The sequence below is a fragment of the gamma proteobacterium SS-5 genome, assembly GCA_009497875.2.
GTDB lineage: Bacteria > Pseudomonadota > Gammaproteobacteria > Chromatiales > Chromatiaceae > Magnetovirga > Magnetovirga frankeli.
The window spans coordinates 3,539,095-3,554,042 of record CP032508.2; the positions used below are offsets into that span (position 1 = coordinate 3,539,095).

The window sequence follows — 14,948 nt, forward strand, 5'->3', positions numbered from 1 at the left end:
TGTATGATTGTGCCCTTGTTTCCCCGGCGGGGGAGTTGGCGGCATCTGGGTGTCAACCCAAGCCATTCACCGGACCAGGCCGCCAAGTACACCGACTATTTCACGTTTCACCAAGCGAGACAATCTGATGGACATTACGCCTTATCTCAAGTTGATGGTGCAGAAAAACGCCTCGGATATCTTTTTCTCCACCGGCACCCAGGTACATATCAAGGCCGAAGGCAAGACGGTGCCTGTGGGTGAGACCAAGCTGGCGGTGGGGGTGGTGCGCAAGCTGGCCTATTCCATCATGAGCGACAAGCAGCTGAAGGAGTTCGAGGCGGAGATGGAGTGCAACCTGGCCATCAGCGTCGAGGGCCTGGGCCGCTTCCGCGTCAATGTCTTCCGCCAGCGCGGCGATGTGGCCATGGTGATCCGCTACATCAAGGGCGACATCCCCTCCATCGAGGCCCTCAACCTGCCGCCCATTCTCAAGGACCTGATCATGGAGCGGCGCGGCCTGATCCTGGTGGTGGGCTCCACCGGCTCAGGCAAGTCCACCTCGCTGGCCTCCATGATCGACTACCGCAACTCCAACGAGTGCGGCCACATCCTCACCCTGGAGGACCCGGTGGAGTTCCTGCACCGGCACAAGAAATCCATCGTCAACCAGCGTGAGATCGGCTTTGACTCCAAGTCCTACGAGATCGCCCTGAAAAACGCCATGCGCGAGGCCCCGGACGTGATCCTGATCGGTGAAATCCGCGACCGCAGATCCATGGAACACGCCATGGCCTATGCCGAGACCGGTCACCTGTGCCTATCCACCCTGCACGCCAACAACGCCAACCAGGCGCTGGATCGCATCATCAACTTCTTCCCCGAGACCGCCCATCACCAGCTGCTGCTGGATCTGTCGCTGAACCTCAAGGGGGTGGTGTCCCAGCGTCTGGTACGCGGGCTGGACAAGAAGCGGGTACCGGCGGTGGAGGTGCTGCTGCTGACCTCCTACATCAGCGAGCTGATCCAGAAGGGCGAGATCCACGGCATCAAGGAGGCCATGGAGCAGGGCGGCCAGCGCGGCATGCAGACCTTCGATCAGGCCCTGTTCGAGCTGTACACCAACCAACAGATCAGCCTGGACGAGGCGCTGAAAAACGCCGACTCGCGCAACAACCTGTCGCTCAAGATCCGCCTCAACGAGGGCGGCAACAGCGCCGTGAGCGAGGATGAGCTCATCATGCACCCGAATGAATAACCCATCGCCACCAGCAACCAGGGAAACCCCGGCATGAAAAACACCCACGAGCTTAACAGCATCAGCGAAATGTGCGAGGCGGACAGCCACAACCAGCTTACCGACCTGGACCCCCTGGGCATGGACAGCGACAGCCTGATCCAGGACTTTCGCCACTACTTCACCCACACCCTGGGCCGCGACCGCCGCTGCTGCTCCAACCACTATTACTACAAGGCTCTGGCGCAGACCCTGCGCGACCGCCTGATGGAGCGCTGGAAAAACACCCGCTACGCCTACGACGAGGGCAACTGCAAGCGCACCTATTACCTGTCCATGGAGTTTCTCATGGGCCGCGCCCTGCGCAACGCCATGCTCAACCTGGACGTGGAGGCCGACGTCAAGGATGGCCTGGAGGAGCTGGGCATAGTGATGGAAGACCTGGTGGAGATGGAACACGACGCCGGTCTGGGCAACGGCGGCCTGGGCCGCCTGGCGGCCTGTTTTCTGGACAGCTGCGCCACCCTGCAACTGCCGGTCACCGGCTACGGCATCCGTTACGAATACGGCATGTTTCGTCAGGTGATCGAGGACGGCTATCAGCTGGAGGAGCCGGACCACTGGCTGCGCGACGGCAACCCCTGGGAGCTGGAGCGGCCGGAATACGCCCAGCGCATCCACTTCGGTGGCCGCACCGAGCATTTCGTTGACCCCGAGGGCAAGCACCACGCCCGCTGGGTGGATACCCACGACGTGCTCGCCGTGCCCTTCGACAACCCGGTGCCCGGCTACCGCAACGGCACGGTCAACACCCTGCGCCTGTGGAAGGCGGCGGCCACCGACGAGTTCGACCTGGACGAATTTAACGCCGGCGACTACGCCGACGCAGTGGAGGCCAAGAACCAGGCGGAGCATATCTCCATGGTGCTCTACCCCAACGACGCCAGCGAAAACGGCAAGGCCCTGCGCCTGCGCCAGCAGTATTTCCTCGCCTCCGCCAGCCTCAAGGACGTGATCCGCGGCTGGAAGCGGGCGCACAAGGACTTCAGCGAGTTTTCCAGCAAGAACTGCTTTCAGCTCAACGACACCCACCCGACCATCGCCGTGGCCGAGCTGATGCGCCTGCTGGTGGACATAGAGCGGCTGGATTGGGACGACGCCTGGGAGATCACCAGCCAGACCATGGCCTACACCAACCACACCCTGCTGCCCGAGGCCCTGGAGCGCTGGTCGGTGCCCCTGTTCAAGCAGCTGCTGCCGCGTCTGCTGGAGGTGATCTACGAGATCAACGCCCGCTTTCTCAGCGAGGTCTCGGCGCGCTGGCCGATGGACACCCAGCGCCTGGGACGCCTATCGATCATCGAGGAAGGCCCGGTCAAGCAGGTACGCATGGCCCATCTGGCCATAGTCGGCAGCTTCTCGGTCAACGGCGTGGCGGCGCTGCACTCGGAGTTGCTCAAGCAGGGCCTGTTCCGTGATTTCTATGAGATCTGGCCGGAGAAATTCAACAACAAGACCAACGGCGTCACCCAAAGACGCTGGATGATCGCCTGCAACCCCGGCCTGACCCAGCTGCTCAACGAGACCATCGGCGAGAGCTGGGCCTATCAGCTGGATGACCTCAAGGGGCTGCGCCAGCAGGCCAGCGACCACGCCTTTCAACAGCGCTGGATGGCGGTGAGACGGGAAAACAAGGTACGCCTGTCCAACACCATCTGGCGCGATTGCGGCGTCAAGTTTGACCCCGACGCCCTGTTCGATGTGCAGGTCAAGCGCATGCACGAATACAAGCGCCAACTGCTCAATCTGCTGCATGTGCTGCATCTGTACGACCGCATCAAGCAGGGCGATACGGAAAACTGGACGCCGCGCTGCGTGCTGTTCGGCGGCAAGGCCGCGCCCGGCTACGCCCGCGCCAAGCAGATCATCAAGCTGATCAACAACGTCGCCCGGGTGGTCAACCGCGACCGTCAGGTACGCGAACTGTTACAGGTGGCCTTCCTGCCCAACTACCGGGTCACGGCCATGGAGATCATCGCCCCAGGCACCGACCTGTCCGAGCAGATCTCCACCGCCGGCAAGGAGGCCTCGGGTACCGGCAACATGAAGTTCATGATGAACGGGGCCCTGACCATAGGCACCCTGGACGGGGCCAATATCGAGATCCGCGATGCCGTGGGCGAGGAGCACTTCTTCCTCTTCGGGCATAGCGCCCAACAGGTGCAGGACCTGCGTCCGCACTACAACCCGGAGCACTTCATCCAGGGCGACAACCGCCTGAGCCGGGTCATGAGCCTGCTGGAGAGCGGTCATTTCAACCAGTTCGAGCCGGGCCTGTTCGACGCCATTGCCCAATCCATTCGCAGCCCGCAAGATCCCTGGCTGGTGGCCGCCGACTTCAGCAGCTACATCGACGCCCAGCAACGCGCCTCGGAGCACTTTAACTGGAGCGAACGCTGGGCGCAGAGCAGCATCCTCAACACCGCCTGCAGCGGCTTCTTCTCCACCGACCGCACCATGCAGGAATACAATCGGGACATCTGGCAACTCAACCCCATGGCCCCTCTGACCATGGAGATGAAATGAACACCGCCCCTTTGGCCTGGGCCGAAAGGAAACCTACATCACAATGAACAGCATCACCGACATCGATAGCTACATGAATGAACTGGGCCAGCGCGCCCGCGCCGCCTCGCGCCAACTGGCCGCCGCCGCCACCGCCGACAAGGACCGCGCCCTGCTGGCCATGGCCGCCGATCTCGATGCCCACCGCGCCGAGCTGATGGCGGAGAACCAAAAAGACCTGGACGCCGGTGCCGCCAAGGGCCTGAGCGAGGCACTGCTGGATCGCCTGAGCCTGACCCCGCCGCGCATCGATGGCATGATCGAGGGCCTGCGCCAGATCGCCGCCCTGGCCGATCCCATCGGCGAGATCTTCGATCTCAACTACCGCCCCAGCGGCATCCAGGTGGGACGCATGCGCGTGCCCCTGGGGGTGGTGGGCATCATCTACGAGTCACGGCCCAACGTCACCGCCGATGCCGCAGCCCTTTGCCTTAAATCCGGCAACGCCACGGTGCTGCGCGGCGGTTCCGAGGCCTTTCACTCCAATCAGGCCATAGCCGCCTGCATCCAGCGCGGCCTGCAGCAGGCCGGGCTGCCGACGGATGCGGTGCAGGTATTGCAGACCACCGACCGCGCGGCGGTGGACCTAATGATCGCCCTGCCCGAGTTCATCGACGTCATTATCCCCCGTGGTGGCAAGGGCCTGATCGAGCGCATCAGCCAGGGCGCGCGGGTGCCGGTGATCAAACACCTGGACGGCATCTGCCACGTCTATATCGACGATCAGGCCGACCGCGACAAGGCCCTGCTGGTGGCCTTCAACGCCAAGACCCAGCGCTTTGGCACCTGCAACACCCTGGAAACCCTGCTGGTGGCCGAGGCAATCGCCGAGCGGATACTGCCGCAGCTGGCGGCCCTGTACCGGGAAAAGGGCGTTGAGCTGCGCGGCTGCCCCGCCACCTGCAATCTGCTGGCGGATGCCATCCCGGCCACGGCAGAGGATTGGGATACGGAATACCTGGCGCCGATCCTGTCGATCAAGGTGGTCAAGGACCTGGATCAGGCCATAGAACACATCAACCGCCACAGCTCCCAGCACACCGACAGCATCGTCACCGAGAATTTCAGCCGGGCGCGGCGCTTCCTGCGCGAGGTCGATTCCAGCTCGGTGATGGTCAACGCCTCCACCCGCTTCGCCGACGGTTTCGAATATGGCCTGGGGGCGGAAATCGGCATCTCCACCGACAAGTTCCACGCCCGCGGCCCGGTGGGCCTGGAGGGCCTTACCTCGGTGAAGTTCATCGTCCTGGGTGATGGGCATGTGCGGCAGTAGGCCAGCTGCCAGCCTTCAGCGGCCAGCTGGATTTTCCAATGGATTATCTGGGCTCAAAACAGGTCATCGCCGAATAGTGCAAAATTGAGGGGCGGGAATGAAGTTGAAGGTTGTGATACATCAAGCGGAAGAGGGCGGTTACTGGGCGGAAGTGCCTTCCATACCCGGCTGTGTCACTCAGGGTGATACCTTTGATGAGTTATTGGGGAATATCTATGAGGCGGTTGAGGGCTGTCTTTCTGTAGATATTCAGGACATCGCCGTATCAGAGCATGACCGGGTGATGGAGATTGCTGTTTGAAGACCGTTAGTGGCAAAAGACTGTGTCGGCTACTTGAACTCAAAGGCTGGGAATTGAGGCGGGTAAATGGCAGCCACCACATATTCGCCAAAGCCGGGGAAAACACACGCATCTCTGTGCCCGTCCATAGCAATACGCCACTGAAGCTTGGCCTACAACGGCATTTGATGCAGCTTGCTGGCATCACTGAGCAGGAGCTATAGACATTGTCCGTGAAGCCTTGAACAAAGTGCCCAAAAAAATCTGGCGGGCTGATAGCTGGCCGCTGGCCGCTGACGGCTGACCATGATCGGCATTCTTGGCGGCACCTTCGACCCCATCCACTTCGGCCATCTGCGCACGGCGCTGGACGTGCAGGAGGCCCTGGGCCTGGAGCAGGTGCGTTTTCTGCCCTTGAACCAGGCGGTGCACCGGCCCCAGCCGCAGGCCAGCCCCACGCAGCGTCTGCAGATGGTGCAGCTGGCCATCGCCGACCGGCCCGGCTTTGTCGCCGATGCCAGCGAGCTGCAACGCGGCGGCGCTTCCTACATGCTCGATACCCTGGGCCACCTGCGCCAGCAGCTGGGCACAGACACCCCGCTGGGCCTGCTGCTGGGCACCGATGCCTTCAATGACTTCCTCAGCTGGCGTGAGCCGCAACAGGTTGCCGATCTCTGCCATCTGCTGCTGATGACCCGGCCCGGCTACCAACTGCCGCAGCAGGGCGAGCTGGCCGAGTTCGTTACCCAGCGTTTGCGCCAGGCCCCTGCCGAGCTGACCGGCCCCGGCGGGCGCATCTACCTGCAGCCGGTAACCCAGCTGGCCATCTCCGCCACCGACCTGCGCCAGCGTGCGCATCAAGGGCGCGGCCTTGCTTACCTGCTGCCCGAGCCGGTCAGACAATTCATTCAATCCGAGGGCCTCTATTCCGACACAACTGGGTTAAGATGACAGCCATTAGAGAACACAGGATTGATGATGCAGACAGAAGAACTCAAAGTGCTGGTGGTGAAGGCCCTGGAAGACATGAAGGCGCGTGATATCGAGGTGATAGACGTGCGCGGCAAGACCAGTATCACCGACATCATGGTGGTGGCCTCGGGCACCTCAGACCGCCACGTCAAGGCCCTGGCCGAGACCGTCGCCTTTCAGGCCAAACAGGCCGGTGAGACCCCGCTGGGCATGGAGGGCCTGAGCGAGGGGGAGTGGGCCTTGGTGGATCTGAACAGCCTGGTGGTGCATCTGATGCTGCCCAAGGTGCGAGATTTCTATCAGCTGGAACGGCTGTGGAAGGAGCCCAGCCTGGCCCATCGCCAGGAGCGCCCGGCCCCATAGGTTGTCCGGCCTGGTATCTCCCTGGGACGCATAAAAAAACCCCTTCACCCAGGGCGAAGGGGTCAATGCACATAAGCAACTCTCTCAGGATTCAGCGCCTGTCCGCCTTGGAGGCCAATGCCTCCCCACGCCCTAATTAAAGCCTATTCTGCCGATTTTGCCGGGATTTTTCCCGGTCAGCCCCGCCTGAGCGGCTTTATTGAGATCAAAATCCTGAAATGACAGGCAACTGAGAAGAAAACCTCATCTCATATCTGTATGCTTCGGTACTCTGTGGCTCTGTGGCGAAATACTCTTTTTAGGTTCAAGTAAACAACCTGGCCCCGATGACGCGGCGACCAGGGACCGCCCAATGTGGTCCTTTTTTTGGTTCCGGCAGATACAGCCCCCGCTCGGTGACCAGGGCATCCATGGCCAGATCCCAGGGCTTAGGCTGCAAGCGGGTCAGGCGCTGGCATTCGTGGGCCACGCCCAGCAGGCGCGGCCGGTGCCAGCGGCCCCGGCGCAGAAAGGCAAAGCTGCGGTCATAGTAGCCACCGCCCATGCCCAGCCGGTGGAGCCGATCATCAAAGCCCACCAGGGGCATCAGCACCAGGTCCAGCCGACGCAGATTCAAGGGTGGCCGGTATCGGGTAATGGGCTCGGCAATGCCGAAACGGTTGGGCCGCAGGCAATCACCCGGCCGGTAGGGGGCAAACCAGAGCCGCTGCGTCTGGCCCGGACGCAGCACCGGCAGGTAGAGTTTTTGCGGGCGATGGCGCAGGGCCTGCTGCAAGGGGCGCAGGTCCACCTCGCCATCGGTGCCCAGGTAGAGGCCGATGTGGCGGGCCTGCAGCAGCCAGGGCAGGCGCAGTAAGTGTCGGCAGACAGCTTGGCTGTGCTGGCGCTGCTGGCGGGGATCAAGGGCGCGGCGTTTCTGGCGCAGGGCCTGGCGCAGCGAGGGACTGGCGATATCTGGCTGCATGCGCGGGGAGGGGACGAAAAAGGGGGATGAAAAAGGCGCTCCCACCAGGGCCGTTATCGACTTCGTTCCTGAACCGTTGGGTTCAAGTGGGAGCGGCACCGAGGCTTCAGGCTTTCCGCTATGAAGCGGACATGCACAACGGCATCGGTATTGTGCCCCCAGGGTACACTGTAAGGCTCAAGAAAATACCCCATCGAAACACGAGAGCGGCAGGAGCGCCTAGGTGTTACCTTAACCCTATTGTCATCAAAGTTCCAGCTGGGAATTCTGATTCAGGGCAATTTCGATCTTCTGCTGGATATGGCGCAGGCGGTTGTCCATCTCGCTGCGTCGGCCGGAGCTTTCACAGTCCTGTTGCAGGTATTCATGGGCGATGTTCAGCGCGGCCATGATGGCGATGCGCTCAACGCCGATGATGTTGCCGCTGGAGCGGATGTCACGCATCTGCTGATCCAGGTAGCGGGCGGCCCGTTGCAGGTCCTCGCGGCCCTCGGCATCGCAGCTGACGCGGTAGTCCTTGTCGAGGATCTTGACGTTGACCAGTTCACTCACGAGCCGGACTCCAGTGCCTTGAGGCGGGTAATCATGGCCTCTACCCGGCTGCGGGCCAGCTCGGTCTTTTCGATCAAGGCGGCACGCTCGGCCACCAGCTTTTCCTGCTGGGCCTTGAGCGAGCGGTTTTCTTCGCCCAGCTGGGTGCAGGTGGAGATCAGTTCATCCACGCGCTGCTCCAGCTTGAGCAGGTCGTTATCGGCCGATGTGGAGGTATTGGTAGTGTCCATGGCGGAGATATTAGAGATAGCCTGTTAGAGGGTCAATGAGAGAAACGGGGTAATTATAGGCCAAACCCTGGAATGCCTGTCCATGGTAGCATCTACCGCCTGCGAAAGTAGCCCAAATTGCAGGGATGACCTTGCGCCAGGCCCCCCTGCCTTGATGTTCGACTCAGGTAAGGCCCGGCACGGGCCGAATCCGATTTTCTGACAAGGTGAATAGCCATGCACAGCGCCGACACCCCGGCCAGCCACGCCCGGCTGCAACAGGGCCTGCACGACCTGTCCCTGCCGCTGGGTGCAGGCGAGGTACATGGCGTGCTCTGTGGCCTGCTCTGCGGCAACAGCGCCGATGCGCAACAAGCGTGGCTGACGGAATTGCTCCCCGATGGCCTGGACCTGGCCAATCTGAGCCACAAGACCCTGGCCGAACAGCTGGCCGGGCTGTACCGCCAGACCCTGGCCGAGCTGGGCAGCGAGGAGCTGACCTTCGACCTGCTGCTGCCCGGTATCGAACAACCCCTGGGCGTGCGCGCCGCCGAGCTGGTGGGCTGGTGTCAGGGCTTCAGTTACGGCCTGGGCCTGTCCGGCTGTGACCTGGATGCCCTCAGCGCCGATGCCCGCGAGGGCCTGAGCGACCTGGTGGACATCACCCGCCTGGCCACGGACATCCCCACCCCGGACGAGCAGACGGAGCAGCAGCTGATGCAGCTGGTCGAGTTCACCCGCGTCATTGTGCTGTTGATCTTTCTGGAACTGACGCAGTCGGCCGAGGGAGGCGTAAACCCGTGAAGCCCCCGATGCACAAGGAATACGCCAGCCGCCGCCGTCGCCTGCTGCAACAGCTGGGCAAACAGGCCTTGGCCATCATCCCCACCGCGCCGACCCGGTTACGCAACAACGATGTCGAACACCCGTTTCGGCCGGACAGCGATTTCTTCTACCTCACCGGTTTTACCGAGCCCGAGGCCATTGCCCTGTTGCTCACCGGCAAGCGGCCCAACTTCATCCTCTTCTGTCGTGAGCGCGACCCCAAGCTGGAACGCTGGAACGGCCTGCGCGCCGGGCTGGAGGGGGCGCGCAAGCTGAGCGGGGCGGATCAGGTATTTGCCATAGAGGAATTTGAACAACGCCTGCCGCAGCTGTTGGAAGGCCGTCGTCGGCTGTACTACGCCATCGGCAGCCATGCATTGCTGGATCGGCTATTGCCGCAGGGCATTCGCCGGTTGCAGGGCAAGGGCCGGGGCGGTGCCCAGGTGCCGGAATCCCTGCACAACCTGGACCTGCCGCTGCATGAGATGCGCCTGATCAAAAGCCCGGCGGAGATCGAACTCATGCGCCAGGCGGCCAGCATCTCCGCCCAGGCCCATGCCCAGCTGATGCGCTGGCTGCGGCCCGGCATGATGGAATATCAGCTGGCGGCCCGCTTCGAGCATGAATGCCAGCAGCAGGGTGCCCGCCGCCAGGCCTATCCGGCCATAGTCGCCGGTGGTGCCAACGCCTGCATCCTGCACTACACCGATAACGACTGCCCCCTGCGGGCAGGCGATCTGGTGCTGGTGGACGCCGGTGGCGAATACCAGGGCTATGCCGCCGATATCACCCGCACCTTCCCGGTCAATGGCCGCTTCAGTCCGGAGCAGCGGGCGCTGTATGAGCTGGTGTTGCAGGCGCAGCAGGCCGCCATCGAGCAGGTCCGCCCAGGTAACCCCTGCAACGCCCCCCATGAGGCTGCGGTGCAGGTACTCTGCCGCGGCCTGGTCAAGCTGGGCCTGCTCAAGGGCCCGGCCAGCCGCCAGCTCAAGCGCGGCGGCCACAAGCGCTTTTTCATGCACCGCACCGGCCACTGGCTGGGGCTGGACGTGCATGACCTGGGCAGCTATCAGCAGGGCGACGACTGGCGTTGTCTGGAGGCCGGCATGGTGCTGACGGTGGAACCGGCGCTGTATATAGATGCCGACGACAAAAAAGTGGACAAGCGCTGGCGCGGCATCGGCATCCGCATCGAAGACGATGTACTGGTCACGGCCGAAGGCCATCAGATACTCAGCCAGGAGGCACCCAAGCAGGTGGATGAGATCGAGTCCTGGATGGCGCAAGGCCAGGTACTGAAGGCATAGAAACAGAACCCATGCACACAGACCCTATCGATATCGCCATCGTCGGCGGCGGCATGAACGGGGCCAGCCTGGCCCTGGCCCTGAGCCAGGCGGGACTGAGCACGGCGCTGATCGAGGCCGTATCCCTGCAAAGCGAACAGCGACCCAGCTACGACGACCGCGCCATCGCCCTCGCCCTGGGCTCGGTGCGCATCCTGCAGCGCCTGGGGATCTGGACCGAACTGGCCCCCCTGGCCGAGCCTATCCACCGCATCCATGTCTCCGACCGGGGCCACTTCGGCATCGCCCGGCTGGATAGCGCTGCGCAGCGCGTACCCTTTCTCGGCCAGGTAGCCCTGGCCCGCGACATAGGCGCGGCCCTCAACCGTCGGCTGAGCCAGGCCCCGAACCTGCGCCTGCTCTGCCCGGCGCGGCTGCGGGGCTTCACGCAAGAGGCCGATCAGGTGCGCCTGCGGATCGACCAGCAGGGCCAACAACTGGGCCTCGGTGCCAAGCTGCTGGTGGCCGCCGATGGGGCGGACTCACCCATCCGCCGCCAACTGGACATACCCACCCGGCACTGGCGCTATGGCCAACATGCCCTGGTGGCCAACCTCACCCCCGGCAGGCCCCACCAGGGCCAGGCCTTTGAGCGCTTCACCGACAGCGGCCCCCTGGCCCTGCTGCCCATGCCGGGCAACCGCTGCGGCCTGGTCTGGACCTGCTGGGACGCGCAACGCGATGAACTGCTGGGGCTGGACGACGCCGCCTTTCTCGCCCGCCTGCAACAACGCTTCGGCCAGCGCCTGGGTCGCCTGCACAGTCTGGGCCAGCGCGCCGCCTATCCCCTGCGCCTGATGCAGGTGCGCCAGCACTACCGCCAGCGGGTGGTACTGCTGGGCAACGCGGCCCACGCCCTGCACCCCATCGCCGGTCAAGGCTTCAACCTGGGCCTGCGCGATTGCGCCGTGCTGGCCGAAATACTGAGCAGCGGCCGCAGCCAGGGGATCGACCCCGGCAGCCCGACCCTGCTCGACCGCTACGCCCGGCAACGGGATACCGACCAGCAGGCCACCGGCCTGTTCACCGACCTGCTGGCGCGCCTGTTCACAAGCCCCCTGCCGCCGCTGAAACTGGGCCGCAACCTGGGCCTGCTGGCGCTGGATTTGTTGCCGCCGCTAAAGCAGGCCCTGGCGCGGCGGGCGATGGGATTCAGATAACAGAGGACAGAGGGCTGAAGGCTGAGGGCTGAGTACAGATGACAGATGAACAGAAGTTTGATGTAGCCATCGTCGGTGGCGGCATGGTCGGCGCGGCGCTGGCCTGCGCCCTGGGGCGCGAGGGCTTTCGCCTGGCCCTGATCGAGGGCCGCGAGCCACAGCGGCACTGGCCCGCCGCAGAGATCGACCTGCGTGTCTCCGCCCTCACCCGTGCCTCGGAGAACCTATTGCGCAATCTGGCTGCCTGGCCCACCATGCAGCGGATGCGCGTCAGCCCCTACCGGCGCATGGCGGTGTGGGATGCCGGCAGCAACGCCGCCATCCGCTTCGACTGCGCCGAGATCGGCGAGGACAACCTGGGCCACATCGTCGAAAACCGGGTCACCCGGCTGGCCCTCTGGCAACAGCTGGAAACACTGGAGGGGGTCAGGCTGTTCTGTCCCAATCGCGTATGCGGGCTGGATCGGCAAGGGCGCTGCCTGAGCCTGGAGAAGGGCCAGCGGATCCAGGCCGGGCTGATCGTCGCTGCCGATGGCCGTGACTCGCCCCTGCGCCAGATGGCCGACATAGAGGTACACGGCTGGGCCTACAACCAGCACGCCCTGGTGGCCACCGTCAGCCCAGCGGGGGATCACCAGCACACTGCCTGGCAGCGGTTCCTGCCGACCGGCCCGCTGGCCTTGCTACCCCTCGACGATGGCCGCTGCTCCATTGTCTGGAGCACCAGCCCGGACCAGGCGCAACGGCTACTCAGGCTGGATGAGACCGAGTTCCTGCGCCAACTGACCCAGGCCAGCCAGGCCCGTCTGGGCCAGATCATTGCGGTGGGACCGCGCGCCGTCTTCCCACTGCGCCTGCAACATGCCCTGCCCTATGTACGCGAAGGCCTGGCTCTGGTGGGTGATGCCGCCCACGCCATCCACCCGCTGGCGGGGCAAGGGGTCAATCTGGGGTTTCTCGATGCCGCCGCCCTGACCCAAGCCCTGCTGGAGGGCCGCGCCGCCGGTCGCGCCCCCGGCCACCTGCGCGATCTGCGCCGCTACGAGCGCATGCGCAAGGGCGACAACCTGGCCATGCAGCTGGCCATGGACGGCCTCAAGCGCCTGTTCACTAACCGCAATCCCCTGCTCGGCCTGGCCCGCGGCCTGGGCCTGAGGCTGGCCGACGGGGCGCGTCCCATCAACCAGGCCCTGATGCGCCGCGCCCTCGGCCTGGAGGGCGAGCTGCCTCCCCTGAGCCAGCGGCCGCTGGACTGATCATGGCGCAGCCATACGACAGCCTGAAGGCGCTGCAAAGCAACCTGGGTGGGGTGCTCCAGGGCCAGCAAGCAGCCTGCGAGCGCCTGCTGGTGGGCCTGATCAGCGGTGGCCATATCCTGCTGGAGGACGTACCCGGTACCGGCAAGACCACCCTGGCCAAGGCCCTGGCACGTTCCATCGACGCCGAGTTCTGCCGCATCCAGTTCACCCCGGACCTGCTGCCCTCGGATATCCTCGGCGTATCCGTGTATGACCCATCCAACCGGCAGTTTCACTTCCGCCCCGGCCCCATCTTCAGCCAGATCCTGCTGGCCGACGAGATCAACCGCGCCTCGCCGCGCACCCAATCGGCCCTGCTGGAGGCCATGGCCGAGGGTCAGGTCAGCGTCGAGGGCCAGGCACGGCCACTGGATGGGCTGTTCTGCGTCATCGCCACCCAGAATCCGGTGGAATTCCACGGCACCTACCCCCTGCCGGAGGCGCAGATGGACCGCTTCGCCCTGCGTTTCGCCCTCGGCTACCCCAGCCTGGAGCAAGAGGTGGAATTACTGGAACAACAGCGCCAGGGCCAGCCGCTGGACGCATTGCAACCGGTGGTCAGTCCCGCGCAGATCCTGCAACTGCGCCAGCTCAGCCAGCAGATCGAGGTCAGCGAACCGGTGCGCCGCTACATCGCCGAGCTGGTCAGGCGCACCCGCACCTTGGAGGGCGTAACCCTGGGTGCCGGCATCCGCGCCTCCCTGGCGCTGATGAAGACAGCCCAGGCCCTGGCCCTGCTGCAAGGGCATGATTTCGTCAGCCCCGACCAGGTGCAGGCGCTGGCAATCCCGGTCATCGCCCACCGCCTGGGCCTGGACAGCCAAGCCCGCTTCGGCGGCCCAAGCGCCGAGATGCGGGTGGAGCAATTGCTGCACCAGCTAACCCCACCGCTATAAAAATCGCCCTGATTACCCCTGTATCTCAGCCATGATCTCGGCTTGGCTGGCCGTGCACGTCCTGGGCCGGGAGGCCGACTTTGCCGTGCGGCATAGGGCGGGCCGTGCCCGCCGCCAAGCCACGGCCACGAAGCCTGCCCCGTGGTTGCTCGGCGGCCACGGGCCGCCCTATTCGATGGGCTGAGATTTGTGGGTAATCAGGAAAATCGTTCACTGAGCGAAGCCGAAGCGAGCACTCCGACCAGCCGCCATCAAACTGCTTCCAGCGCATAACCCAATTCACAGTTGCCGTTGGCGCGGTGCAGCTCCAGGGCCTCAGCCGTGGGCCAACGCCAGGCCGGGCCAGCGAACAACCGCCGCATCTGCCCCAAATCGCAGTGAAAGGGCGGCCCAACCTCCTGCCCCGTCTGCATGAACAGGGCATAGAGCCGACCGCCGGGCCTGAGCCAGCGATGCAGGCGCTGGGCATAGTCCGCCCAATGCTCCGGGGCCAGGGCGCACAGACAGGTCTGCTCATAGATGAAATCAAACCGCCCGGCCGGTTCCCAATGCAGCAGATCGGCCTGCACCACCTCGGCCTGCAAACCGGACTCGGCCAGGGCCTGCCTCAGCCGCGCCAGCGGGGTTGGCGCAATATCCACCGCGGTGACCTCATGCCCGGCCTGCGCCAGCACGCCAATCTCATGGCCATGACCACAGCCGGGCACCAGCACCCGTCCCGGCGGCATGGACTCCAGCCAATGGTCCAGGGCGGTACTGGGGCCGCCCTGGTCCCAGCCGGTGCTACCCTGCCGATAGCGTTGTTCCCACTGGGTCTGGCGCTGGGGGTCTATGGGGTACTCGGATTTCATCATTACCTCGGTCTGATCAGCGGCCCAGGTTGCAGGGCCTAAGGCGGCAAAGCCTACCCCGCCAGGGGCGACGGAGACAAGAAAGGCAGCAGAATGTGTCGATGAACCCGCTTTTTAT

16 protein-coding genes and 1 other RNA gene are annotated in these 14,948 nt (G+C 64.2%); 12 read left to right on the forward strand and 5 right to left on the reverse strand.

The features are described 5' to 3' along the window. Positions 1 to 127: 127 nt before the first annotated feature. The 7 genes from D5125_04470 to rsfS all read left to right on the forward strand — a co-directional run bounded on the left by D5125_04470 (position 128) and on the right by rsfS (position 6,729). On the forward strand, positions 128 to 1,237 hold the full coding sequence (locus D5125_04470; protein ID QFY88790.1) for a PilT/PilU family type 4a pilus ATPase: 1,110 nt from the start codon (positions 128 to 130) through the stop codon (positions 1,235 to 1,237). A gap of 120 nt (positions 1,238 to 1,357) precedes the next feature. Continuing rightward, positions 1,358 to 3,802 carry a glycogen/starch/alpha-glucan phosphorylase gene (locus D5125_04475; protein QFY91054.1) on the forward strand — a complete coding sequence of 815 codons (2,445 nt, stop codon included), beginning with the start codon at positions 1,358 to 1,360 and terminating at the stop codon, positions 3,800 to 3,802. A 43-nt stretch (positions 3,803 to 3,845) separates the two neighbouring features. Beyond that, complete coding sequence (locus D5125_04480) at positions 3,846 to 5,114, forward strand: glutamate-5-semialdehyde dehydrogenase (GenBank protein ID QFY88791.2); 1,269 nt, start codon at positions 3,846 to 3,848, stop codon at positions 5,112 to 5,114. Between the two features lie 97 nt (positions 5,115 to 5,211). After that, positions 5,212 to 5,415, forward strand: coding sequence for a type II toxin-antitoxin system HicB family antitoxin (locus tag D5125_04485; GenBank protein ID QFY88792.1), 204 nt, complete (start codon positions 5,212 to 5,214; stop codon positions 5,413 to 5,415). After that, complete coding sequence (locus D5125_04490) at positions 5,412 to 5,618, forward strand: type II toxin-antitoxin system HicA family toxin (protein ID QFY88793.1); 207 nt, start codon at positions 5,412 to 5,414, stop codon at positions 5,616 to 5,618. The genes D5125_04485 and D5125_04490 overlap by 4 nt, the downstream gene beginning before the upstream one ends. An 82-nt stretch (positions 5,619 to 5,700) precedes the next feature. Further along, positions 5,701 to 6,345, forward strand: coding sequence for a nicotinate-nucleotide adenylyltransferase (nadD, locus tag D5125_04495; protein ID QFY88794.1), 645 nt, complete (start codon positions 5,701 to 5,703; stop codon positions 6,343 to 6,345). Positions 6,346 to 6,372: 27 nt separating this feature from the next. After that, positions 6,373 to 6,729 (forward strand): ribosome silencing factor, encoded by a 357-nt coding sequence (gene rsfS / locus D5125_04500; GenBank protein ID QFY88795.1) that lies wholly within the window; start codon positions 6,373 to 6,375, stop codon positions 6,727 to 6,729. A gap of 304 nt (positions 6,730 to 7,033) precedes the next feature. Here rsfS and D5125_04505 read toward each other — a convergent pair whose 3' ends face one another. From D5125_04505 to D5125_04520, 4 genes are all read right to left on the reverse strand, one after another. After that, complete coding sequence (locus D5125_04505; GenBank protein QFY88796.1) at positions 7,034 to 7,693, reverse strand: 5-formyltetrahydrofolate cyclo-ligase; 660 nt, start codon at positions 7,691 to 7,693, stop codon at positions 7,034 to 7,036. 34 nt (positions 7,694 to 7,727) lie between these two features. Further along, positions 7,728 to 7,912, reverse strand: a non-coding RNA gene (gene ssrS / locus D5125_04510) — 6S RNA. A gap of 27 nt (positions 7,913 to 7,939) precedes the next feature. Beyond that, the gene (locus D5125_04515) at positions 7,940 to 8,245 is read right to left on the reverse strand and encodes a cell division protein ZapA (protein ID QFY88797.1); all 306 of its coding nucleotides are present in this window, start codon (positions 8,243 to 8,245) and stop codon (positions 7,940 to 7,942) included. Further along, positions 8,242 to 8,475, reverse strand: coding sequence for a TIGR02449 family protein (locus D5125_04520; protein QFY88798.1), 234 nt, complete (start codon positions 8,473 to 8,475; stop codon positions 8,242 to 8,244). Before D5125_04520 ends, D5125_04515 begins: the two co-directional genes overlap by 4 nt. 216 nt (positions 8,476 to 8,691) lie before the next feature. On the opposite strand from D5125_04520, the gene D5125_04525 reads away from it, so the two are divergent. The 5 genes from D5125_04525 to D5125_04545 are packed head-to-tail and all read left to right on the forward strand — an operon-like array spanning position 8,692 to position 13,979. Continuing rightward, positions 8,692 to 9,258: a UPF0149 family protein gene (locus D5125_04525; protein ID QFY88799.1), complete on the forward strand. Its 567-nt coding sequence runs from the start codon at positions 8,692 to 8,694 to the stop codon at positions 9,256 to 9,258. 8 nt (positions 9,259 to 9,266) lie between these two features. Further along, positions 9,267 to 10,586, forward strand: coding sequence for an aminopeptidase P N-terminal domain-containing protein (locus D5125_04530; GenBank protein QFY88800.1), 1,320 nt, complete (start codon positions 9,267 to 9,269; stop codon positions 10,584 to 10,586). 11 nt (positions 10,587 to 10,597) lie between these two features. Further along, positions 10,598 to 11,785, forward strand: coding sequence for a 2-octaprenyl-6-methoxyphenyl hydroxylase (gene ubiH, locus D5125_04535; protein ID QFY88801.1), 1,188 nt, complete (start codon positions 10,598 to 10,600; stop codon positions 11,783 to 11,785). A 38-nt stretch (positions 11,786 to 11,823) separates the two neighbouring features. Next, positions 11,824 to 13,041 (forward strand): UbiH/UbiF/VisC/COQ6 family ubiquinone biosynthesis hydroxylase, encoded by a 1,218-nt coding sequence (locus D5125_04540; protein ID QFY88802.1) that lies wholly within the window; start codon positions 11,824 to 11,826, stop codon positions 13,039 to 13,041. A 2-nt stretch (positions 13,042 to 13,043) separates the two neighbouring features. Beyond that, the gene (locus D5125_04545) at positions 13,044 to 13,979 is read left to right on the forward strand and encodes a MoxR family ATPase (GenBank protein ID QFY88803.1); all 936 of its coding nucleotides are present in this window, start codon (positions 13,044 to 13,046) and stop codon (positions 13,977 to 13,979) included. 251 nt (positions 13,980 to 14,230) lie between these two features. Here D5125_04545 and D5125_04550 read toward each other — a convergent pair whose 3' ends face one another. Beyond that, positions 14,231 to 14,830 (reverse strand): methyltransferase domain-containing protein, encoded by a 600-nt coding sequence (locus D5125_04550; GenBank protein QFY88804.1) that lies wholly within the window; start codon positions 14,828 to 14,830, stop codon positions 14,231 to 14,233. Positions 14,831 to 14,948 lie beyond the last annotated feature (118 nt).